Raw genomic sequence first — 20,323 nt, forward strand, 5'->3', positions numbered from 1 at the left:
CGGTGAACGGTTTCAGGCCCGAGCCAATGTTACTGACTGACCAATGCGCCAGTCGTTCACGGCGAATGGGTAATGTCGCTAATTTCATCCGCCGCCAGTGCGCCTATCTCGGCGGTCTCCAGGACCACATAGGCACTGCCGCAAAACAGCGAATTGAGGCGCCTCATGTCGGCAATCAGCTCCAAGTGAAGGGAGCTGGTCTCCAGGCTTTGCACGACCTTGCGCTGCAAGCGGCTGACGTGGGCATGGGCCATGCGCCGTTCCTGCGCCCGAAAGCGACGTTTCTCACGCAGCAACTGGCGGGCGCTTTCCCGGTCGGCACTGAGGAATACCGACAGCCCCAGCCGCAAGTTGGCGATCAAGTGACTGTGCAGCCCCGCCAACTCCTCCAGGCCCACGTCGGAAAAGGAGCGACGTTGCGAGGTCTTCTGTTGCTGGACCTTGCGCAACATGCGCTCGATCAGGTCGCTGGCGAGTTTGAGGTTGATCGCCAGTTCGATGATCTCCGCCCAGCGGCGGCTGTCCTGTTCGCTGAGGTCTTCACGGGGCATTTGCGCCATGTACAACTTGATTGCACTGCACAGCGCCTCGACGTCATCGCTCATGCGCCGCACGTCCTGGGTCACCGCGGTCTGCTGGCCGCGCAGCACGTCCAGCATGGCTTCGAGCATGTTTTCGATCAGGTCGCCGATACGCAGGGTTTCCCGGGCCGCATTCGCCAGCGCCAGGCTCGGAGTGGCGAGGGCGGTAGGGTCCAGATGTCGCGGCTTGGCCGTGCCGTTGGTGTCCGGACGTTCCGGCAGCAACCAGGCACAGAGCCGCGCCATGGGGCCGACGCTGGGCAGCAGCACCAGGCAACGCACGGTGTTATAGAGCAGATGGAAACCAATGACGGTTTCCTGGGGGCTGAAATCCAGGCTGTCCAGCCAGCCCACCAGCGGATCGAGTACCGGAATGATCAGCAACAGGCCGATCAGCTTGTACAACAGGCTGCCCAACGCCACCTGGCGCCCGGCGGCGTTCTGCATGCTGGTGCTGAGAAAGGCCAGGACGCCGCTACCAATGTTGGCGCCAATCACCAGGCCGATGGCCACCGGCAGGCTGATCACCGCAGCGCCGGCCAGTGTGGCGGTCAGCAGCACGGCCGCCAGGCTGGAGTAGGAGATCATCGCGAACATCGCGCCGACCAACGCATCGAGCAGGATGTCGCCCGTCAGCGAGGCGAAGATCACTTTCACGCCCTGGGCATGGGTGATGGGCGTCGCGGCTTCGACGATCAATTGCAGGGCCAGGATGATCAGGCCCAGGCCGATGCCGACCCGACCCATTTGCCCGACGCGGGTCTGTTTGCGCGACAGGAAAAAAATCACCCCGAGGAAAATCAGCAGCGGCGACAGCCACGACAGGTCGAGGGTCAGCACCCGTGCCATCAGCGCGGTGCCGACATCGGCGCCGAGCATGGTCGCCAGGGCCGGGGTCAGCGCCATCAGGCCCTGGCCGACGAACGAGGTGACGAGCATGGCCGTGGCGTTGCTGCTCTGGACCATGGCCGTGACCATGATCCCCGCGACAAAGGCCAGCCAGCGCCGGGACATGTTCTGGCCGATGACATGGCGCAGGTTCGAGCCATAGACCCGCAAGATGCCGGTACGCACGATATGCGTGCCCCAGATCAGCAGGGCGACGGCGGAGAGCAAATTCAGCAGGGTCAGCATGAGGAGCCCCCTGTTAGCGTCCCAAAGGGACAAATTGACGATGCCACATTCTTCTTTCTTGTACTTAAGCTGTAGTTGGCGAACGGTTCGGGCGCCAGCATTGCACAGCTAAAGAATCGTTTGAAACAAAACTGTCATAGAAATACGCCGACGATCTTGAAGCCTCCTATATCGATCAGGCGAGCGCGGGCCTGTGGGAGCGGGCCACTTTCATACCGGCATGAAAAAGGGGCTCCAAAGAGCCCCTTCATTCAAATGCCCCACGCCATTACTGACCCGGCATATCCTTGCGCAGTTTCACCGGGTCCTGCTGCTTGCGCTTGCGTGCAATCGCAGTGCGCATCTTGATGTTGATGGCTTCCACCGCCAGGGAGAACGCCATGGCGAAGTAGACGTAGCCTTTTGGCACATGCACGTCGAACGACTCGGCGATCAGCACGGTACCGACCACCAGCAGGAACGACAGCGCCAGCATCTTCAGCGACGGGTGCTTGTCGATGAACTCACTGATGGTCGCCGAGGCCAGCATCATCACCAGCACGGCGACGATGATCGCCGCCACCATCACCGGCACATGGGAAACCATGCCGACGGCGGTGATGACCGAGTCCAGGGAGAACACGATGTCGATGATCGCGATCTGGATGATGGTGTAGATGAAATTGCCGCCCTTGCCCGAAGGCGCCTCGTTGGTTTCATCTTCGCCTTCCAGCGCGTGGTACATCTCCTGGGAGCTTTTCCACAGCAGGAACAGGCCGCCGAAGAACAGGATCAGGTCACGTCCGGAGATGCCCTGGCCGAGCACTTCGAACAGATCGGCGGTCAGGCGCATGACCCAGGTGATGGACAGCAGCAACAGGATCCGCGTGACCATGGCCAGCGCCAGGCCGAAAATCCGGGTGCGCGCCTGCATGTGCTTGGGCATGCGGCTGACCAGGATCGAAATCATGATGATGTTGTCGATGCCCAGGACAATTTCCAGGGCGGTCAAGGTGAAGAAGGCAACCCAGATTTCCGGGTTGGTCAGCCATTCCATGTGAGTTCCTTTGAGCGAGTGTTAAGCCGCGCCGACGAGCGACGCAGCAGGCATTGCTTTTATAGAGTGCTGAACAGCGGAAAAATCCCCATCAGCAACGCGGCGAACATTATGCACAGGCAAACCAATACTGCCCACTTCAGGGTGAAGCGTTGGTGATCGCCGAACTCGATCCCGGCCAGCGCCACCAGCAGGTAAGTCGACGGAACCAGCGGGCTTAACAGGTGGACGGGCTGGCCGACGATCGAGGCACGGGCCATTTCGACAGCCGTGATGCCGTAGTGGCTGGCGGCTTCGGCGAGAACCGGTAACACCCCGTAATAAAATGCATCGTTAGACATGAAGAAAGTGAACGGCATGCTTACCAGTGCAGTGATGACCGCAAGGTAAGGACCCAGGAATTCCGGGATGACCGCCAGCAGGCTCTTGGACATGGCGTCGACCATGCCGGTGCCGGACAGGATGCCGGTGAAGATACCGGCCGCGAAAATCAGCCCGACCACCGCCAGTACACTGCCGGCGTGGGCCGCAACGCGATCCTTCTGCTGTTGCAGGCACGGGTAGTTGACGATCATCGCGATACTGAAGGCCACCATGAACAGCACCGGCAGCGGCAACAGGCCGGCGATCAGGGTGCACATCAGGCCCAGGGTCAACGCGCCGTTGAACCAGATCAGCTTCGGACGACGGGCGTCCGGGAACTGGGAAACGCTGATTTCGCTGTGGTCGATTTCATCACCCACCAGATGCAATTCACCCAGGCGAGCGCGTTCGCGTTTACCGTACATGTAGGCAATCGCCAGGATCGCCACCACACCGGCCAGCATCGCCGGAATCATCGGCACGAAGATGTCGGACGGATCGACATGCAACGCACTGGCCGCCCGGGCAGTAGGACCGCCCCACGGGGTCATGTTCATCACGCCGCCGGCGAGGATGATCAGGCCAGCCATGATGCGTGGGCTCATGCCGATACGGCTGTAGAGCGGCAGCATCGCCGCCACGCAGATCATGTAAGTGGTCGCGCCGTCACCATCAAGGGAAACGACGAGCGCCAGAACGGCGGTACCGACCGAAACTTTCAACGGGTCGCCCTTGACCAGCTTGAGGATCTTGCGCACGGCCGGGTCGAACAGGCCGGAGTCGATCATCAGGGCAAAATACAGAATCGCGAACATCAGCATCACCCCGGTCGGGGCGAGCTTGGTGATGCCTTCGAGCATCATCGGACCGATTTTCGGTGCAAAACCACCGAACAGGGCGAACAGGATCGGGATGATGATCAAGGCGATCAGCGCGGAGAGGCGCTTGGTCATGATCAGGAACATGAACGTGATGACCATGGCGAAGCCAAGGAAAGTCAGCATGGGAAATACTCCAGGCGTGGCGCGGCTATGAAAGGCGAACCGGACGGGTCAGCGCGAGATGCAGAGCACGAGGGGGACGGATGGAGTGGGTGCAGCGGGACGGATAGCAGCGGACATCAGAATCACCATTGTTGTTGTTAAAAGGGCCGAACGAGCCTTGAAGACTCGCTTTTGGCCGACCGGTCTTTTGCCGGAAGTGCGGTGATCCTAATCGCGCTAGCTTTCAGCAAGCTTTCGCCAGTGAGATTGGTTGATCCAGCTTTGGTGGCGAGGGAGCTTGCTCCCGCTCGGTTGCGCAGCGACCGCAAAATCTTGGGGCCGCTTCGCTGCCCAGCGGGAGCAAGCTCCCTCGCCACAGAGGCAAGTCAGGGATTTGCTTTAAACACCGAAAGATCCAACGGCCGCACCGCCCCCATCCAGATTGCATGCTCGGTGTGGTCGATCAGCTCATCGCCGGTCTCCGGGTGCATGAAAATCACCAGCCCTTTGCGATTGAGCGCCAGCCACGGCAAGACCACGCCAATGTACTGCGGGTCGAATGCCAGCTGACAGCTCCAGTCCGGATGCGGGCCGACCGGGCGTTGATGGACGCGGCCCATTTTCAGCGCAAACAGTTGCGCCGCTTCCTCGCACAGGGCCCGCGCCTGGTCGAGGGTGTTGGCATCGAAATACACGTGGGCGTGGTAGCCCTTGATCCGCTGCATCTGTCACTCCTTGAAAAGAGGCCGAACCCTCGCCGTTTGCCACGGGTCAGAGCCTTTACAGGCGGGATTAAAGAGGAAAACAGCCATGAAAAACGCCGAAACCCCGGTCATCAAAGTGGTGCTCTATGGTGCCATGAGCAGCCTCGGCAGTGCGTTGATGGCTGAAATGCTGCGGCGCCAGCACGAAGTCATCGCCATTCTCGACGATCTTACTGCCCTGGCTCCACGCCCGGGCCTGCGGACCAAGACCGGTGATCTTTTCGATCCCGAGCGGGTCAAGCAAAGTGTTGCCGGTGCCAGCGCCGTGGTGTGCCTGTTAAACGCGCCAGGGTTGCCGATGAACAGCGAACAAGTGGAGCGCACACTGATTCCCGGCCCGGTGGAGCAAGTATTGGCCGTCGATGCACTGATCGCTGGCATGCAGGCGGTGAATATTCCCCGGCTGTTCCTGGTGGGCGACTTTGCGATGCTCGACGAGGAGCCGACGGACGACGATTTGCAGCGCCACGCCGCCGAAGAAGTGCTCGATGCCCTGAAGAACAGCACCTTGCAGTGGACCTTGATCAACGCCCCCTATACCGCGCCAGGCTTGGGCATCGAGCATTTCAGCCAGGTCAGTACCAGCCTAGAACCCGGCATGGCCGAATCCCTGGAGCGGCTCAACCGGGTGGCGGTCGGCATCGCCGATGAGCTGCGCCTGAACCTGCATGTGGGCGAGCATGTCAGCTTTGTGGCCGCCCACTAGCTGTCGACATCCACATCCGTGGCGAGGGAGCTTGCTCCCGCTGGGCTGCGAAGCAGCCCCAAAAACATGGCTTTCGCCACGGCCTCAAACCGCAATCGAAGGCAACGGCAACCCCGTGAGCGATTCAGCACTGTTGGCCTGTTCTTCCATCAGCCAATCGACGAATTGTCTGATCAACACACCGCGCCGTTTACGCTGAGGCAAGACCACGTAATACCCCAGCCGCGACAGCACCGTTTCAGCGATCGGACGACACAGCAGCCCCTGGGCCAATAAGTTATCCACAAGGTGCCGCCAGCCGATGGCGACGCCTTGACCGCCAATCGCCGCCTGGATGAGTAGTGTGTAGTTGTCGAAGCGCAGTTGCCCGGGCGCCGGTGGTGACGTGATGCCCAGCTCGCGGAATACCCCACTCCAGTCGAACCAGCTGTTGCTGTTGCCCGCGCGCAGGTGCAGCAATGGAAACTCCGCCAAGGCCAGCGCGGACAAGGGCAGGGGACGATCCTTGAGCAACAGCGGGCTGCACACCGGAAAGACTTCTTCGCTGAATAGCCAACGACTTTCACCTTGTTTGAAGCGACCGTCGCCGAACAGCACGGCAACGTCGATATCGGTGCGCAACATGTTGTGGTTGCGCTCGCTGGTCACCAGGCTCACATCCACCTGGGGGTTGGCGGCGTGAAAGCGATGCAGGCGCGGCATCAGCCAATAGGCGGCGAATGCGAAGTCCGTGGCGACTTGCAGCACCTCATGCTGATGCTGGGCGGTGATTGCACTCAGCCCGGCATCGATGCTCTGCAAGCCGGCCTGGACCTGCTCGAACAGGATGGTCCCGGCCTCAGTCAGTTCGATCCCGCGATAGATGCGGTCGAACAACCGCGTACCCAGTTGCTCCTCCAGGCGCTTGATCTGCTGGCTGATGGCCGGTTGCGTGGTGCCCAGCTCAATCGCCGCTGCGGTAAAGCTTTGTTGGCGGGCTGCGGCTTCAAAGGCACGGAACAGTTCCAGGGACAGGTTACCCAGGGCGTCATACATAAGCTGTGCTTATCCTAGTCATTATCCTGCATGGGCTTTACCCCAAAACCCGGGGGCTACATGCTCAATCGCAGCAATGTCGCATAACTGCCTACTATGGAATGCCGCGAATACATGAAGCGCAAGAACATTCTTTTCATCATGGCCGATCAAATGGCCGCGCCAATGTTGCCGATCTACGGTCCTTCGCCGATCAAGCTGCCGAACCTCTCGCGCCTGGCCGCCGAGGGCGTGGTGTTCGATGCCGCCTACTGCAACAGCCCGCTGTGCGCACCGTCGCGTTTCACCCTGGTGAGCGGCCAGTTGCCGAGCAAGATCGGTGCGTACGACAACGCGGCGGATTTCCCGGCGGACGTGCCGACCTATGCCCATTACCTGCGTCGCCTCGGCTACCGCACGGCGCTGTCCGGCAAGATGCACTTCTGCGGGCCGGACCAACTGCACGGCTACGAAGAACGCCTGACCAGTGACATTTACCCCGCCGATTACGGCTGGGCGGTGAACTGGGACGAGCCGGACGTGCGGCCGAGTTGGTATCACAACATGTCGTCGGTGTTGCAGGCCGGGCCGTGCGTGCGTACCAACCAGCTGGATTTCGATGAAGAAGTGGTGTTCAAGGCCCAGCAGTACCTGTTCGACCACATCCGCGAAGACGGTGACCAGCCGTTTTGCCTCACCGTATCGATGACCCACCCACACGACCCGTACACGATTCCCAAGGCGTTCTGGGATTTGTATGACGACAACGACATCCCTTTGCCGCAGACCCCGGCGCAAACGACGCTCGACCCCCATTCCCAGCGGCTGCTGAAGGTCTATGACCTGTGGGACAAGCCGCTGCCTGTGGATAAGATCCGGGATGCCCGCCGCGCCTATTTCGGCGCATGCAGCTACATTGACAGCAATGTCGGCAAGCTGCTGCAGACCTTGGAAGACACCGGTCTACTGGACGACACGATCATCGTGTTCTCTGGCGATCACGGGGACATGCTCGGCGAAAAGGGCCTCTGGTACAAAATGCACTGGTTCGAAATGGCCGCCCGCGTGCCGTTGCTGATCAGCGCTCCGGGGCAGTTCGCCAGTGGCCGGGTGGGCGCGGCCGTGTCCACCGCCGACTTGCTGCCGACCCTGGTGGAGCTGGCCGGCGGCATGCTGGAACCGGGCTTGCCGCTGGATGGCCGTTCGCTGGTGCCCCATCTGCAAGGGCAGGGCGGGCATGATGAAGTCTTCGGTGAATACATGGCCGAAGGCACCATCAGCCCCCTGATGATGATCCGTCGCGGCCCATGGAAATTCATCTACAGCGAAGATGACCCGTGCCTGCTGTTTGACGTGCGCAACGACCCCAAAGAACTGGAGAACCTCAGCCAATCCCCTGAGCATCAGGCTCTGTTCGCCGATTTTCTCGCCGAAGCGCGCGCCAAGTGGGACATTTCGACCATTCATCAACAGGTGCTCGCCAGCCAGCGCCGCCGCCGTTTCGTCGCCCAGGCGCTGACCCTGGGCAAACTCAAGAGCTGGGATCACCAGCCGCTGGTGGACGCCAGCCAGCAGTACATGCGTAACCACATCGACCTCGACGATCTGGAGCGCAAGGCCCGTTATCCACAACCCTGCCAAAACCAATAACGTAAGGGGCAAGCCATGCAAAAGTTATCCACAGTACTGACCGCTGGACTGTTGGCATTGAGCAGTGTTTCGGCCTGGGCCGAGCAAAGCTGCGAAACGGTGAAGATGGCCGACCCGGGCTGGAGCGATATCGCCGCCACCAATGCCATCACCGGTTTCCTGCTGGAGGGGATGGGCTACAAGGCCAAGGTCGACACCCTCGCGGTGCCGATCACCTTCGGTGGCCTCAAGGATGGCCAGGTGGATGTGTTCCTGGGTAACTGGATGCCGGCGCAGCAGGGCTTTTATGACAAGTTCGTGGCCAATGGCGACGTCACGCAGTTGGCCAAGAACCTGGACGGCACCGAGTTCACCCTGGCGGTCCCGGACTACGTCTGGGACGCTGGTGTGCATAACTTTGCCGACCTGAACAAATTCGCCGACAAGTTCGACAAGAAGATCTACGGCATCGGCTCCGGCGCCCCGGCCAACCTCTCCCTGAAAGAAATCATCAAGACCAATGATTTCGGCATGGGCGAGTGGAAACTGGTGGAATCCAGTGAGCAGGCGATGCTGGCGGAAGTCTCCCGGGCGGTGAAGAAACAGAAGTTCGTGACCTTCCTCGGCTGGACCCCGCACCCGATGAACGTGCAATTGAAAATGCACTACCTCAAAGGCGGCGAGAAATACTTCGGCGATACGGGCAGTGTCTACACCCTGACCCGCAAAGGTTATGCACAGGCCTGCCCGAATGTGGGCAAGCTGCTGACCAACCTGAGCTTCACCCAGGAAATGGAAAACAGCATCATGGCCGAGGTGGTGAACAACAAGGTCAGCAACGCCGACGCGGCCAAGGCCTGGATCAAGGCCAACCCGGCGGTCCTGGATAAATGGCTGGACGGTGTGAAGACCCTGGATGGCAAGGATGCGCTGGCGGTGGTGAAGGCCAAGCTCTGACCAACATGCTGCTCCGCGTGCTCTCCCTGAGTGACGCGGAGCACTGTGGCGAGGGGATTTATCTGTGGCGAGGGGATTTATCCCCGTTAGGCCGCGCAGCGGCCCCAAATTGCGTCGACTCGGTATGTCAGGTCAATTGTGTTCAGTCGTTTTGGGGGCGCTTCGCACCCCAGCGGGGATAAATCCCCTCGCCACAGATAATCTCCATGACCACAGATACAGGCCTGGCCACAGATAAATCCCCTGGCACAGGGAGAGCGGTGCCCTGTCCTGATACTCTTGCGCCAAACCCAGTCTTTGAGGCCCCATGGCAATCCCCACTCGCCATTCACTCTTTCCGTTCCTGAGCTGGCTGCCCCGGCAGACCCGAGCCAGTGTCGGCCGCGATCTTGTTGTCGGCCTGAGCGGTGCGATTCTCGCGTTGCCGCAGTCCATTGCCTACGCCCTGATTGCCGGTTTGCCACCGGAATACGGCTTGTATGCGGCGATCGTGCCGGTACTGATCGCCTGCCTGTGGGGTTCGTCGTGGCACCTGATCTGCGGGCCCACGGCGGCGATTTCCATCGTCTTGTACGCCACCGTCAGTCCGCTGGCCGTCCCCGCCAGCCAGGACTACATCACCTTGATCCTGCTGTTGACGGTGTTGGCGGGTATTTTCCAATGGTTGCTGGGGCTGCTGCGTTTCGGGGCGCTGGTGAATTTCGTTTCGCACTCGGTGGTGCTGGGTTTCACCCTGGGCGCGGCGGTGGTCATCGCCCTTGGGCAGTTGCCGAACCTGCTGGGCCTCGACCTGCCGAACGAAGCCACGGCGTTGAGGGGGCTGCTGATGCTGGTCAGCCACATCGGGGCTGTGGATAAGCCATCGCTGCTGCTGGGCTTGGGGACCCTGGTCCTGGGCGTGGTGCTCAAGCGCTTGCTGCCGCGTTGGCCGAGCCTGTTGATAACGTTGGTCATCAGCAGCCTGGTGGTCTGGTTGTGGCCGGCGATGTTCGGGCATGTGGCGCTGGTCAGCGCTTTCGCCGGGCGCCTGCCGCCGTTCACGCCGCTGCCGCTGGACCTGGAGTTGATCCTGCGCCTGCTGCCCGGTGCCGTCGCGGTGGGCATGCTCGGGCTGGTCACCAGCCTGTCCATCGCCCGTTCGTTGTCGGTGCGTTCCGGGCAATTGCTCGACGCGAATCAGGAGGTGAGGGCGCAGGGGCTTTCCAACATCGTGGGCGGATTTTTCTCCGGATCGTTGTCGGCTGGTTCCTTTACCCGCTCCGGCCTCAGCTATGAAGCCGGGGCCTGCTCGCCCCTGGCTGGGGTGTTCTCGGCCTTGTGGGTGGCGTTGTTTGCGGTCGCCGGGGCGAACCTGATCGCGCACATCCCGATTCCGGCCATGGCCGGCAGCATTCTGCTGATCGCTTGGGGGCTGGTGGACCATCGCGGCATCCGTGCGTTGTACCGCGTGAGCCGCGCCGAATTCGTGGTAATGGGCTTGACCTGCCTGGCCACACTGTTGCTGGAGCTGCAAACCGCCATCTATGCCGGTGTGCTGGCTTCGTTGTTCTTTTACCTCAAGCGCACTTCACAGCCGCGGGTGCACCATTCCCACGAAGGGGGGGCAGACATCCTACGGGTGGGTGGCTCGATCTTTTTTGGTGCCAGCCATTACTTGCAAGTCCGGTTGCAACGGCTGCAAGCGCCGCGGGTGGTGATTGATGCCCAGCAGATCAACTTCATCGATTATTCCGGGGTGGAAATGCTCCACCAGGAAGCCCGGCGCCTGCGCGGCCAGGGGCGTAGCCTGACGTTGCGCAAGGCCAGGCCGCATGTGGTGGAGGAGTTGAAGAAGCTGGAAGGGGCGCAGAATTGCCCGATTCTCTTCGAGGATTAACCGTGGCGAGGGAGCTTGCTCCCGCTCGGGTGCGAAGCGCCCGCAAACCTGTCATGTCGAGTATTTTAGGGCTGCTTCGCAGCCCAGCGGGAGCAAGCTCCCTCGCCACAGGGGGGTTAACCATGTCCCCGGACCAAACAGGGGGTCAGAGCGCCAACTGGCGGCGCAACTCCGCCAGCACTGGCGCGGTGTCCGGACGAACTCCACGCCACAAGAAGAAGGCTTCGCCCGCCTGCTCGGCCAACATGCCCAGGCCATCCATCGACACCGCCGCCCCATGCTCACTGGCCCAGCGGCAGAACGAGGTCGGTTCCTTGCCATACATCATGTCGTAGCAAACCGTCTTGCCGGGCTCGATCAGGCTGGCGGCAATCGGTGGCACATCCCCCGACAGGCTCGCGGAGGTGGCGTTGATGATCAGGTCCACCGGCTCTTGCAGCCAGTCGAACCCACTGGCGGAGACCGGGCCCAGGTCGGCGAACAACTCGGCCAGCAATTCGGCCTTTTCCACCGTGCGATTGGCGATGATCACCGAGGCCGGCGCTTCGGCCAGCAGCGGTTCCAGGGCACCGCGCACCGCGCCGCCGGCCCCGAGCAACAGAATGCGCTTGCCCTTGAGACTGAAGCCGGCATTGACGGTCAGGTCCCGGACCAGCCCGGCGCCGTCGGTGTTGTCACCCAACAGGCGACCGTCGGCCAGTTTGCTCAACGTATTGACCGCCCCGGCCCGCTGGGCCCGCTCGGTCAGGGTGTCGGCCAGGCGGAAGGCGTCTTCCTTGAACGGCACCGTGACGTTTGCCCCACGTCCCTCGTGGAAAAATTCTCGGGCGCAACCGGCGAAATCCTCCAAGGGCGCCAGCAGCGTGCTGTAGTCCAGGGTTTGCCCGGTCTGCTCGGCAAACAGGCGATGGATCAACGGCGACTTGCTGTGGCCGATCGGGTTACCCATTACAACGTAGCGGTCCATGGACAATCCTCGTTCAGGCCGTCGCCAGCCAATCGCGATCCTGCAGGAAGTACTCCGTCAGCCGCGCTTCTTCGCTGCCCGGCTCGGCTTTCCAGTCGTAGCCCCAGCGCACTTGCGGTGGCAGGGACATCAGGATCGATTCGGTACGCCCGCCCGATTGCAGCCCGAACAGGGTGCCGCGGTCGTAGACCAGGTTGAATTCCACGTAGCGCCCACGGCGAAACTCCTGGAATTCCCGCTGTTTGGCGGTGAACGCATCGTGCTTGCGGCGGCGTACGATCGGCAGGTAGGCATCGATGTAGGCGTCACCGATGGCGCGGATGAAGGCGAAGCAGGTGTCGAAATCCCACGTGTTCAGGTCGTCGAAAAACAGGCCGCCAATGCCCCGGGGCTCGTTGCGATGCTTGAGGTGGAAATAGCTGTCACACCAGGCTTTGTAGCGCGGGTACACCTCGGGGCCGAACGGCGCGCAGGCCTGCTCGGCGACACGGTGCCAATGGACGCAGTCTTCCTCGACGCCGTAGTAAGGCGTCAGGTCGAAGCCGCCGCCAAACCACCAGACCGGCTCTTCGCCTTCCTTTTCGGCGATAAAGAAGCGCACGTTGGCGTGGGAGGTCGGCACGTGCGGGTTGTGCGGGTGAATGACCAGCGACACGCCCAAGGCTTCGAAGCCGCGCCCGGCCAGTTCTGGCCGATGGGCGCTGGCGGAGGGTGGCAGGCCGCTGCCGAAGACGTGGGAAAAGTTGACGCCGCCCTTTTCGATCACCGTGCCGTTCTCGATCACCCTCGTGCGACCGCCACCACCGGCCGGCCGGGTCCAGGCATCTTCGACGAAGCGAGTGCCGCCGTCTTCGGTTTCCAGGGCGGTGCAGATACGGTCTTGCAGGTCGAGCAGGTAGGCTTTCACGGCCTCGGTGCGAGTGGACATGACATCACCTTGATCAGGGCTACGCTACGCGGCGTATGGCGGGCCGGTGGCAAATGGGCGCACAGGATACCACCGCACTTGCCCACGCCACAGTTGACGACGGTCAAGCTTAGGAGTCCGATAGCAGGCTTGGTAAAAAGTCTTGTGGCGAGGGAGCTTGCTCCCGCTGGGTCGCGAAGCGGCCCCAAAACTTGCCGAATGCGCCGCATCAGGCACACCGCGCCGACGAATCACGATTGCTTCGCAGCCGAGCGGGAGCAAGCTCCCTCGCCATGGGTTTGTCGGTGGCCTTAAGTCAATAGCATCACTGCGACAAGGAGAAAGTGAAGATGGCCAAACGTATCCAGTTCAGTTCCCATGGCGGTCCCGAAGTGCTCGAGTACGTCGATTACTCGCCTGCCGAGCCCGGCCCGCAGCAGGTGCGCGTCAGCAACAAGGCGATCGGCCTGAATTTCATCGACACCTACTACCGCAGCGGCCTTTATCCGCCACCGGCGTTGCCATCGGGCCTGGGTGCCGAAGGCGCGGGCGTGGTCGAGGCGGTCGGCTCGGACGTCACGCGGTTCAAGGTCGGCGACCGGGTGGCGTACGGCAGCGGCCCACTGGGGGCCTACAGCGATGTGCATGTGTTACCCGAGGCCAACCTGGTTCATCTGCCCGAATCCATCAGTTTCGAACAGGCGGCCGGCGTGATGCTCAAGGGCCTGACCGTGCAGTATCTGCTGCGCCAGACCTATGAACTCAAGGGTGGCGAAACCGTCCTGTTCCACGCTGCCGCCGGTGGCGTGGGTTCCCTGGCCTGCCAGTGGGCCAAGGCCTTGGGCGTGAAGCTGATCGGCACCGTCAGCTCGCCGGAAAAGGCCGCCATCGCCAAATCCCACGGCGCTTGGGAAACCATCGACTACAGCAAGGAAAACGTCGCACAGCGAGTGCTTGAACTGACCGGCGGCAAGAAGGTGCCCGTGGTGTACGACGGGGTTGGCAAGGATACTTGGTTGACGTCGCTGGATAGCGTCGCCCCCCGTGGCCTGGTGGTGAGCTTCGGCAATGCCTCGGGTGCGGTGGAAGGGGTGAACCTGGGAATTCTCGCGGCCAAGGGCTCGCTGTACGTCACCCGCCCGACCCTGGCGACTTACGCCAACAACGCCGAAAACCTGCAACGCATGGCCGACGAGTTGTTCGGGATGATCAGCAGCGGCAAGATCAAGGTGGACATCAACCAGCGTTATCCCCTGGCGGAAGCGGCCAAGGCCCAGGCCGAGTTGTCGGCACGGCGCACGACCGGGTCGACCATTCTCCTGCCCTGAGATTTGATCGTTCCCTCGCTCCGCGTGGGAATGCATCCCGTGACGCTCTGCGTCACCTCCCAGAAGCGGAACGCGGAGCGTCCCTGGTGGCATTCCCACGCAGGAGCGTGGGAACGATCCAACAGCTTTTGTGGCGAGGGAGCTTGCTCCCGCTGGACCGCGCAGCGGGCCCAATTTTGCGGCCGCTTCGCGCCCGAGCGGGAGCAAGCTCCCTCGCCACAAAGACCTAGTCCGGGCGCACGACCTTGCCGGTCGCCAGGTCGCGAATCACGCTGGGGTTCTTGCGTCCACCGAGGTTGCCGCCAAGCACCAGGTCGATCTGCCCACGAAAGTACTGCTCGACCCGAATCCGCGTACGCGCCGCCGGGCGACCCTGGGGGTTGGCCGAGGTGGACACCAGCGGGCCGACCAACGAGCACAAATCGCGCACGGTGGGATGGTCGCTGACCCGCAGGGCGACGGTGTCGTGTACCCCGGTGATCCATTCCGGCAGCAGGTTCTGGTGCGGCACCAGCCAGGTATTGGGCCCCGGCCAGGTGCTGGCCATGCGGTCCATCCAGGTTTCGGGGAAGTCTTCGAACAGGAAGTCGAACTGGTGGATGTTGTCAGCCACCAGGATCAGGCCTTTATCGGGCAGCCGCGACTTGATCGCCAGCAGGCGTTCCACCGCCTCTTCGTTCCATGGGTCACAACCCAGGCCCCAGACCGCTTCGGTTGGATAGGCAATCACCGCCCCGGCGCGAATTTCTCGCGCGGCTTGTTGCACACGCCAACTGTTGACCATGAAAGATTCTCCCGCAACGCAAATAAGGCTGTGGGCAGTTTACCGATCTTCCCCATAAAACCTAGCGCGCAAACCAGCGGCCGTTGTCACAGATGGCGCGTCCGTCCATCTCCAGTTCGGTCAACGCCGCCAGCACTTTGGGCAAGCCCCAGCCACTGGCCTCGGCCAGCGCCTCACTGCTCAGCGGCGCGGCATGCAGCAGGCGCAGCAGCGGATGGGTCACGGGCACGGGCTCCGAGGCCGGCGGCAACCGCTGCCAACCGCGCAGCGCTTCGAGGATGTGCTCGACGGTTTCCACCAGCGCCGCACCGTCGCGGATCAGTTGATGGCAGCCCCGGGCCCCGGGGTGATGGATCGATCCAGGAATGGCGTACACCTCGCGGCCCTGTTCCGCCGCCAGTCGCGCGGTGATCAGTGAACCGCTGGCGACACTGGCCTCCACCACCAGCACGCCCAGGGACAAGCCGCTGATGATCCGGTTACGGCGCGGAAAGTTGCTGGCGTGGGGCGGTGCGTCCAACGGGAACTCCGACAACACCGCGCTGCCCTGGGCAATCATCGCGTCCGCCAGCCGACGATTGCGCTGTGGATAAAAATTTTCCAGACCGGTGCCCAACACGCCGACGGTGCGCCCGCCAACATCCAACGCCGCCTGATGGGCCGCCGCATCGATGCCCAGGGCCAGGCCGCTGGTGATGACAAAACCGGCCCCGGCCAGGCTTCGGGAAAACGCCGCCGCGGTGTCCATGCCGGGGCGTGATGCCCGCCGACTGCCGACCATCCCCAGTTGAGGTTTTTCCAGGATCGAGGTGTCGCCCGCGACGAACAGCAGCGGCGGCGCGTCGCTGATCTGCGCCAACAGCGCCGGGTAGTCGGGTTGGTCCCACATCAGTAAATGCTGGCCCGCACGCTCCAGCCAGGCCAATGCATGGGCGGCGCCGTCCCGCACATCCGGGTTGCGCCGCGCCTCGACACAGGCCAGCGGCAAGCCCAGCGCGCGCCAGGCGCTGGCTGGCGCACTGATGGCCTTGGAGGCCGAGCCGAAGGCCTCCATCAGCGTCATGAAACGTTTGGGTCCCAGCTCCGGCAAGCGGTGAAGGCGTAGCCGGGCCTCCAGTTCCGCAGGGGAAACCGGCGTAGATTCAGGTAATGACATGCGATCATCCTTGACCGTTATAAGTCCCGTACAAACCGGAACAAGCTGTGGATAACTCTGTTGGTAACTTGTGAGACCCGTTACGGATTACGGACCTTGTCGAGCACCGCCAACGAGCGCGATGCGTACAGCACCAGGCCATAGCTGAGTTTGTCGTAGGTGCGGAAAACCATTAGCAGGCCGGCCCGCTCATCGGGGATCTTCACCCGTTCGCCCGTGATGCGGTCGCGTACGGTTTCACCCGTCTTCATCACCGCCAGCACATTGCCTTCGGTCAGCCCGTCGCGCCGGCCCTTGTTCAGGGTGACCACGTCCAGCGCGCCGATCTGGGTCACGCCTCGCGGCACGTCCAGGATCAACCCGTGGATGTCCGATGTCGGCGCGCTGGGCATGAAGGTCGAATTGATCGAGCGCTCTTCGCCGCTGAACAAACGATCACCCAGGCGCACTTCCTGGGTGGTGCGTTGCAGGGCCAGGGTGGTGACATCGCCTTCGCTGGCCACCACTTCGCCGCCGCCGATGTCGTCGGCGTTGATCCCCAGGAACTCCTTGGTCTCGGGATCGGTGTAGACCTTGCCCTGGCGAAAGATGCCGTACGCCGTCTGGTTCGCATCGAACGAGCCACGGGCGAAGACCCTATCCCCCATGCCACTGAGCACCCGTTCGGCATTGCCGGCGACGATATAGGGGGCCTTGTTGAAATCCTCAGGCGTGTCGACGATGCGGTTGCTCAGCAGGAAACTGTTGATGGCTTGTAGCGGAATGCTCGGGATGGCGTCGGCCACTGGCGAGCTGCGAATGCGCGGCGACAGCTTGATGGTGCCGCGCGAGGTGCCGCGATTGAGGGTCAGGCGCGGCTGGCCGTTGACGTAGACCAGCGACAGGGTGTCGCCCGGATAAATCAGGTTGGGGTTTTCGATCTGCGGGTTGGCCTGCCAGAGTTCCGGCCATTTCCACGGCTCGCGCAGGTACTTGCCGGAAATGTCCCACAGTGTGTCCCCCGTCACCACCGTGTATTGCTGGGGAAAACCTTCCCGAAGTTGCACTTGCCCGTGCGCGATACCGGCCGAGGCCAGGAGCAGCAGGGCGAGTAGTGATTTCCTCATGCGGTGAATCCCTTTATTATGTGCGTTCGCGTAAAACGCCAGAGCCCCCGTGGCTCGCTTCTTGAGAGGTTGTGTCTCCGAAGCAACGTTTTACAACGGTAGCCTGCATCCCAAGACACGCCAGGCCAGCCACCCGACTTTACCTCACACGTGCATTTATCAAGCTTATGGCCATTTTGAACATTCTCGAATTTCCGGACCCGCGCCTGCGCACTATCGCCAAACCCGTGGCCGTAGTGGACGACGAAGTGCGTCAGTTGGTCGATGACATGTTTGAAACAATGTATGAAGCGCCAGGCATCGGCCTCGCCGCGACCCAGGTCAACGTGCACAAGCGTATCGTCGTGATGGACCTCTCCGAAGACCGCAGCGAGCCGCGGGTGTTCATCAACCCCGAGTTCGAAACCCTGACCGACGAGATGGACCAGTACCAGGAAGGCTGCCTCTCGGTGCCGGGCTTCTACGAAAACGTCGACCGCCCACAGAAGGTCAAGATCAAGGCCCTGGACCGTGACGGCCAGCCTTACGAACTGATCGCCGAAGGCTTGTTGGCCGTGTGCATCCAGCACGAGTGTGACCACCTCAACGGCAAGTTGTTCGTCGATTACCTGTCTACCCTCAAGCGTGACCGGATCAAGAAAAAACTGGAAAAACTTCATCGCCAGAATGCTTGATGCCCCCTTCAAAGGCTTGCCGCGGCAAGCCTTTTTCTTTTTGCGACTGCTTTGTAATTGAGAGCTACCCATGACTGAGCCACTGCGCATCGTCTTTGCCGGCACTCCCGAATTTGCCGCCGAACACCTCAAGGCCCTGCTGGCCAGCCCCCACGAAATCGTCGCGGTCTACACCCAGCCGGACCGGCCGGCCGGTCGCGGACAAAAACTGATGCCCAGCCCGGTCAAGCAACTTGCGTTGGAAAACGGCCTCCAGGTGTTGCAGCCGCCGACCCTGCGCGATGCGCATGCCCAGGCCGAGCTGGCGGCACTGAAGCCGGACTTGATGGTGGTGGTCGCTTACGGCCTGATCCTGCCCCAAGTGGTGCTGGATATCCCGCGCCTGGGTTGCATCAACAGCCACGCCTCGCTGCTGCCGCGCTGGCGCGGTGCCGCGCCGATCCAGCGCGCCGTGGAAGCGGGCGATGCCGAGAGCGGCGTGACTGTGATGCGCATGGAAGCCGGCCTGGACACCGGGCCGATGCTGCTCAAGGTCAGTACCCCCATCAGTGCCGAAGACACCGGCGGCAGCCTGCACGACCGCCTCGCGCTCATTGGCCCGCCGGCGGTGGTCGAGGCCATCGCCGGCCTGGCTGCCGGCACGTTGGAAGGTGAAGTGCAGAACGACAGCCTCGCCACCTACGCGCACAAACTGAACAAGGACGAAGCTCGCATCGACTGGAGCCGTCCAGCCGTTGAGCTGGAGCGCCTGGTGCGGGCTTTCAACCCTTGGCCGATCTGCCACAGCACCTTGAACGGCGAAGCCCTGAAAGTGCTGGCGTCCAGTTACGCCGAAGGGCAGGGCACACCCGGTGAAATCCTCGGTGCCAGCAAGGACGGCCTCGTCGTCGCCTGCGGTGAACAAGCGCTGTGCCTGACGCGTCTGCAACTGCCCGGTGGCAAGGCGCTGAACTTCAGCGACCTGTTCAACAGTCGCCGTGAGAAATTTGCCGTCGGCACTGTGCTCGGCCAAGCGACGGACGCCTCATGAACCCGCGTCTGGCCGCCGCCAAGGCACTTGCCGCCGTCCTCAGCGGCAAAGCCTCCCTCAACAGTTCCCTGCCGACCCAACTGGACAAGGTGGAAGACCGTGATCGCGGTTTCACCCAAGACCTGGCGTTCGGCACCGCCCGTTGGCAGCCACGGTTGTCGGCCCTGGCGGCCAAGCTGTTGCAGAAGCCCTTCAAAGCGGCCGATGCCGACGTCGAAGCGCTGCTGTTGGTGGGGCTTTATCAGTTGTTCTACACCCGCGTTCCCGCTCACGCCGCCATCGGCGAAACCGTGGGCTGCGCCGACAAGCTGAAAAAGCCCTGGGCCAAGGCCCTGCTCAATGCCGTGCTGCGCCGCGCCCAGCGGGAAAGCGAAGCCCTGCTGGCCGAACTGGAACACGACCCGGTGGTGCGCACCGCCCACCCGCGCTGGTTGCAGAAATCCCTGAAGGCCTTCTGGCCCGAGCAGTGGGAAGCCATTTGCGCGGCCAATAACGCCCATCCGCCGATGATCCTGCGGGTCAATCGTCGCCACCATACCCGCGATGCCTACCTGGCGTTGCTGGGCGAGGCGGGTATCCCGGCCATCCCGTGCCAGTACAGCCGCGACGGTATCGTGCTGGAAACCCCGGTTGATGTGCGTGCCCTGCCAGGCTTCGCCGAAGGCTGGATCAGCGTCCAGGACGAAGCCGCACAACTGGCCGCCGACCTGCTGGAACTGGCGCCCGGCCAACGGGTGCTGGACGCCTGCTGCGCGCCGGGCGGCAAAACCTGCCACATCCTCGAAGCCGAGCCGAAGCTGGCCGGCGTGGTGGCGGTGGACCTGGAAGCCAAGCGCCTGGTGCGCGTGAAGGAAAACCTCGAACGCCTGGGCCTGGAGGCCGAGCTGATCGCCGCCGACGGCCGCGACACCGCGACCTGGTGGGACGGCAAGCCGTTCCAACGCATCCTGCTGGACGCGCCGTGCTCGGCCACCGGGGTGATCCGTCGCCACCCGGACATCAAGCTCACCCGTCAGCCGGACGACATCGCCGCACTGGCCACGTTGCAGGGCGAACTGCTCGATGCCCTGTGGCCAACCCTGGAAGTCGGCGGCATGTTGCTCTACGCCACCTGCTCGACCTTGCCGACCGAGAACACCGAAGTGATCGAGGCCTTCCTCGCCCGCACCCCGGGCGCCCGGGAACTGGACATCGCCAGCCAGGCCGGCCTCAAGCAGCCCCATGGCCGCCAGTTGCTGGCCCAGGAAGGTGGGCACGACGGGTTCTACTACGCCAAGCTGATCAAGATCGCCGCCGCGCGCGGTTAAGACCGATTCGATAGGAGTGAC

Annotated in this window: 18 protein-coding genes; 8 read left to right on the forward strand and 10 right to left on the reverse strand. The window is 62.5% G+C overall.

The window, feature by feature from the left end; translation table 11 throughout:
• Positions 1–56: 56 nt before the first annotated feature.
• The 4 genes from BLT00_RS19240 to BLT00_RS19255 form a co-directional block, all read right to left on the reverse strand.
• Complete coding sequence (locus BLT00_RS19240) at positions 57–1,715, reverse strand: Na/Pi cotransporter family protein (RefSeq protein WP_092148877.1); 1,659 nt, start codon at positions 1,713–1,715, stop codon at positions 57–59.
• Between the two features lie 268 nt (positions 1,716–1,983).
• Complete coding sequence (locus BLT00_RS19245; RefSeq protein WP_092148874.1) at positions 1,984–2,751, reverse strand: TerC family protein; 768 nt, start codon at positions 2,749–2,751, stop codon at positions 1,984–1,986.
• A 59-nt stretch (positions 2,752–2,810) separates the two neighbouring features.
• Positions 2,811–4,118, reverse strand: coding sequence for a CitMHS family transporter (locus tag BLT00_RS19250; protein WP_092148871.1), 1,308 nt, complete (start codon positions 4,116–4,118; stop codon positions 2,811–2,813).
• A gap of 365 nt (positions 4,119–4,483) precedes the next feature.
• A complete protein-coding gene (locus BLT00_RS19255) occupies positions 4,484–4,822 on the reverse strand; it encodes a DOPA 4,5-dioxygenase family protein (protein WP_092148868.1) in 339 nt (112 codons plus the stop codon).
• Positions 4,823–4,907: 85 nt separating this feature from the next.
• Between BLT00_RS19255 and BLT00_RS19260 the strand changes: the two genes are divergently transcribed.
• Positions 4,908–5,567, forward strand: coding sequence for an NAD(P)-dependent oxidoreductase (locus tag BLT00_RS19260; protein WP_092148865.1), 660 nt, complete (start codon positions 4,908–4,910; stop codon positions 5,565–5,567).
• Positions 5,568–5,651: 84 nt separating this feature from the next.
• Here BLT00_RS19260 and BLT00_RS19265 read toward each other — a convergent pair whose 3' ends face one another.
• The gene (locus tag BLT00_RS19265) at positions 5,652–6,602 is read right to left on the reverse strand and encodes a choline sulfate utilization transcriptional regulator (RefSeq protein ID WP_092148862.1); all 951 of its coding nucleotides are present in this window, start codon (positions 6,600–6,602) and stop codon (positions 5,652–5,654) included.
• 114 nt (positions 6,603–6,716) lie between these two features.
• Between BLT00_RS19265 and betC the strand changes: the two genes are divergently transcribed.
• The 3 genes from betC (at position 6,717) to BLT00_RS19280 (ending at position 11,043) form a co-directional block, all read left to right on the forward strand.
• On the forward strand, positions 6,717–8,231 hold the full coding sequence (betC, locus tag BLT00_RS19270; RefSeq protein WP_092148859.1) for a choline-sulfatase: 1,515 nt from the start codon (positions 6,717–6,719) through the stop codon (positions 8,229–8,231).
• Positions 8,232–8,246: 15 nt separating this feature from the next.
• Complete coding sequence (choX, locus tag BLT00_RS19275) at positions 8,247–9,167, forward strand: choline ABC transporter substrate-binding protein (RefSeq protein WP_092148856.1); 921 nt, start codon at positions 8,247–8,249, stop codon at positions 9,165–9,167.
• Positions 9,168–9,474: 307 nt separating this feature from the next.
• Entirely contained in the window at positions 9,475–11,043 is a 1,569-nt protein-coding gene (locus BLT00_RS19280) for a SulP family inorganic anion transporter (RefSeq protein WP_092148853.1), read from the forward strand.
• Between the two features lie 145 nt (positions 11,044–11,188).
• Here BLT00_RS19280 and aroE read toward each other — a convergent pair whose 3' ends face one another.
• Positions 11,189–12,010: a shikimate dehydrogenase gene (aroE, locus tag BLT00_RS19285; RefSeq protein ID WP_092148848.1), complete on the reverse strand. Its 822-nt coding sequence runs from the start codon at positions 12,008–12,010 to the stop codon at positions 11,189–11,191.
• A 13-nt stretch (positions 12,011–12,023) separates the two neighbouring features.
• Entirely contained in the window at positions 12,024–12,938 is a 915-nt protein-coding gene (hemF, locus tag BLT00_RS19290; RefSeq protein ID WP_063323592.1) for an oxygen-dependent coproporphyrinogen oxidase, read from the reverse strand.
• A 329-nt stretch (positions 12,939–13,267) separates the two neighbouring features.
• Here hemF and BLT00_RS19295 point away from each other — a divergent pair, with 329 nt between their 5' ends.
• Complete coding sequence (locus tag BLT00_RS19295) at positions 13,268–14,245, forward strand: NADPH:quinone reductase (RefSeq protein ID WP_092148845.1); 978 nt, start codon at positions 13,268–13,270, stop codon at positions 14,243–14,245.
• 226 nt (positions 14,246–14,471) lie between these two features.
• On the opposite strand, the gene BLT00_RS19300 is transcribed toward BLT00_RS19295, so the two are convergent.
• From BLT00_RS19300 to BLT00_RS19310, 3 genes are all read right to left on the reverse strand, one after another.
• Positions 14,472–15,029, reverse strand: coding sequence for an L-threonylcarbamoyladenylate synthase type 1 TsaC (locus tag BLT00_RS19300; RefSeq protein WP_014335849.1), 558 nt, complete (start codon positions 15,027–15,029; stop codon positions 14,472–14,474).
• Positions 15,030–15,090: 61 nt separating this feature from the next.
• Positions 15,091–16,185, reverse strand: coding sequence for a DNA-processing protein DprA (gene dprA, locus BLT00_RS19305; protein WP_092148842.1), 1,095 nt, complete (start codon positions 16,183–16,185; stop codon positions 15,091–15,093).
• An 80-nt stretch (positions 16,186–16,265) separates the two neighbouring features.
• Entirely contained in the window at positions 16,266–17,291 is a 1,026-nt protein-coding gene (locus BLT00_RS19310; protein ID WP_092148840.1) for a LysM peptidoglycan-binding domain-containing protein, read from the reverse strand.
• Positions 17,292–17,458: 167 nt separating this feature from the next.
• On the opposite strand from BLT00_RS19310, the gene def reads away from it, so the two are divergent.
• The 3 genes from def to rsmB all read left to right on the forward strand — a co-directional run bounded on the left by def (position 17,459) and on the right by rsmB (position 20,302).
• Complete coding sequence (gene def, locus BLT00_RS19315; RefSeq protein WP_003196300.1) at positions 17,459–17,965, forward strand: peptide deformylase; 507 nt, start codon at positions 17,459–17,461, stop codon at positions 17,963–17,965.
• A 70-nt stretch (positions 17,966–18,035) separates the two neighbouring features.
• A complete protein-coding gene (gene fmt / locus BLT00_RS19320; RefSeq protein WP_092148837.1) occupies positions 18,036–18,995 on the forward strand; it encodes a methionyl-tRNA formyltransferase in 960 nt (319 codons plus the stop codon).
• Positions 18,992–20,302 (forward strand): 16S rRNA (cytosine(967)-C(5))-methyltransferase RsmB, encoded by a 1,311-nt coding sequence (rsmB, locus tag BLT00_RS19325; RefSeq protein WP_092148834.1) that lies wholly within the window; start codon positions 18,992–18,994, stop codon positions 20,300–20,302. The genes fmt and rsmB overlap by 4 nt, the downstream gene beginning before the upstream one ends.
• Positions 20,303–20,323: the final 21 nt, after the last annotated feature.

The sequence above is a fragment of the Pseudomonas sp. NFACC51 genome (assembly GCF_900103575.1).
In the GTDB taxonomy this organism is placed as follows: domain Bacteria; phylum Pseudomonadota; class Gammaproteobacteria; order Pseudomonadales; family Pseudomonadaceae; genus Aquipseudomonas; species Aquipseudomonas fluorescens_Q.

What these genes read in the sequence shown, in the direction of transcription:
- BLT00_RS19240 (WP_092148877.1), bottom strand. Translation starts at nt 1,715, where the DNA reads ATGCTGACCCTGCTGAATTTGCTCTCCGCCGTCGCCCTGCTGATCTGG.
- BLT00_RS19245 (WP_092148874.1), bottom strand. Translation starts at nt 2,751, where the DNA reads ATGGAATGGCTGACCAACCCGGAAATCTGGGTTGCCTTCTTCACCTTG.
- BLT00_RS19250 (WP_092148871.1), bottom strand. Translation starts at nt 4,118, where the DNA reads ATGCTGACTTTCCTTGGCTTCGCCATGGTCATCACGTTCATGTTCCTG.
- BLT00_RS19255 (WP_092148868.1), bottom strand. Translation starts at nt 4,822, where the DNA reads ATGCAGCGGATCAAGGGCTACCACGCCCACGTGTATTTCGATGCCAAC.
- BLT00_RS19260 (WP_092148865.1), top strand. Translation starts at nt 4,908, where the DNA reads ATGAAAAACGCCGAAACCCCGGTCATCAAAGTGGTGCTCTATGGTGCC.
- BLT00_RS19265 (WP_092148862.1), bottom strand. Translation starts at nt 6,602, where the DNA reads ATGTATGACGCCCTGGGTAACCTGTCCCTGGAACTGTTCCGTGCCTTT.
- betC (WP_092148859.1), top strand. Translation starts at nt 6,717, where the DNA reads ATGAAGCGCAAGAACATTCTTTTCATCATGGCCGATCAAATGGCCGCG.
- choX (WP_092148856.1), top strand. Translation starts at nt 8,247, where the DNA reads ATGCAAAAGTTATCCACAGTACTGACCGCTGGACTGTTGGCATTGAGC.
- BLT00_RS19280 (WP_092148853.1), top strand. Translation starts at nt 9,475, where the DNA reads ATGGCAATCCCCACTCGCCATTCACTCTTTCCGTTCCTGAGCTGGCTG.
- aroE (WP_092148848.1), bottom strand. Translation starts at nt 12,010, where the DNA reads ATGGACCGCTACGTTGTAATGGGTAACCCGATCGGCCACAGCAAGTCG.
- hemF (WP_063323592.1), bottom strand. Translation starts at nt 12,938, where the DNA reads ATGTCCACTCGCACCGAGGCCGTGAAAGCCTACCTGCTCGACCTGCAA.
- BLT00_RS19295 (WP_092148845.1), top strand. Translation starts at nt 13,268, where the DNA reads ATGGCCAAACGTATCCAGTTCAGTTCCCATGGCGGTCCCGAAGTGCTC.
- BLT00_RS19300 (WP_014335849.1), bottom strand. Translation starts at nt 15,029, where the DNA reads ATGGTCAACAGTTGGCGTGTGCAACAAGCCGCGCGAGAAATTCGCGCC.
- dprA (WP_092148842.1), bottom strand. Translation starts at nt 16,185, where the DNA reads ATGTCATTACCTGAATCTACGCCGGTTTCCCCTGCGGAACTGGAGGCC.
- BLT00_RS19310 (WP_092148840.1), bottom strand. Translation starts at nt 17,291, where the DNA reads ATGAGGAAATCACTACTCGCCCTGCTGCTCCTGGCCTCGGCCGGTATC.
- def (WP_003196300.1), top strand. Translation starts at nt 17,459, where the DNA reads ATGGCCATTTTGAACATTCTCGAATTTCCGGACCCGCGCCTGCGCACT.
- fmt (WP_092148837.1), top strand. Translation starts at nt 18,036, where the DNA reads ATGACTGAGCCACTGCGCATCGTCTTTGCCGGCACTCCCGAATTTGCC.
- rsmB (WP_092148834.1), top strand. Translation starts at nt 18,992, where the DNA reads ATGAACCCGCGTCTGGCCGCCGCCAAGGCACTTGCCGCCGTCCTCAGC.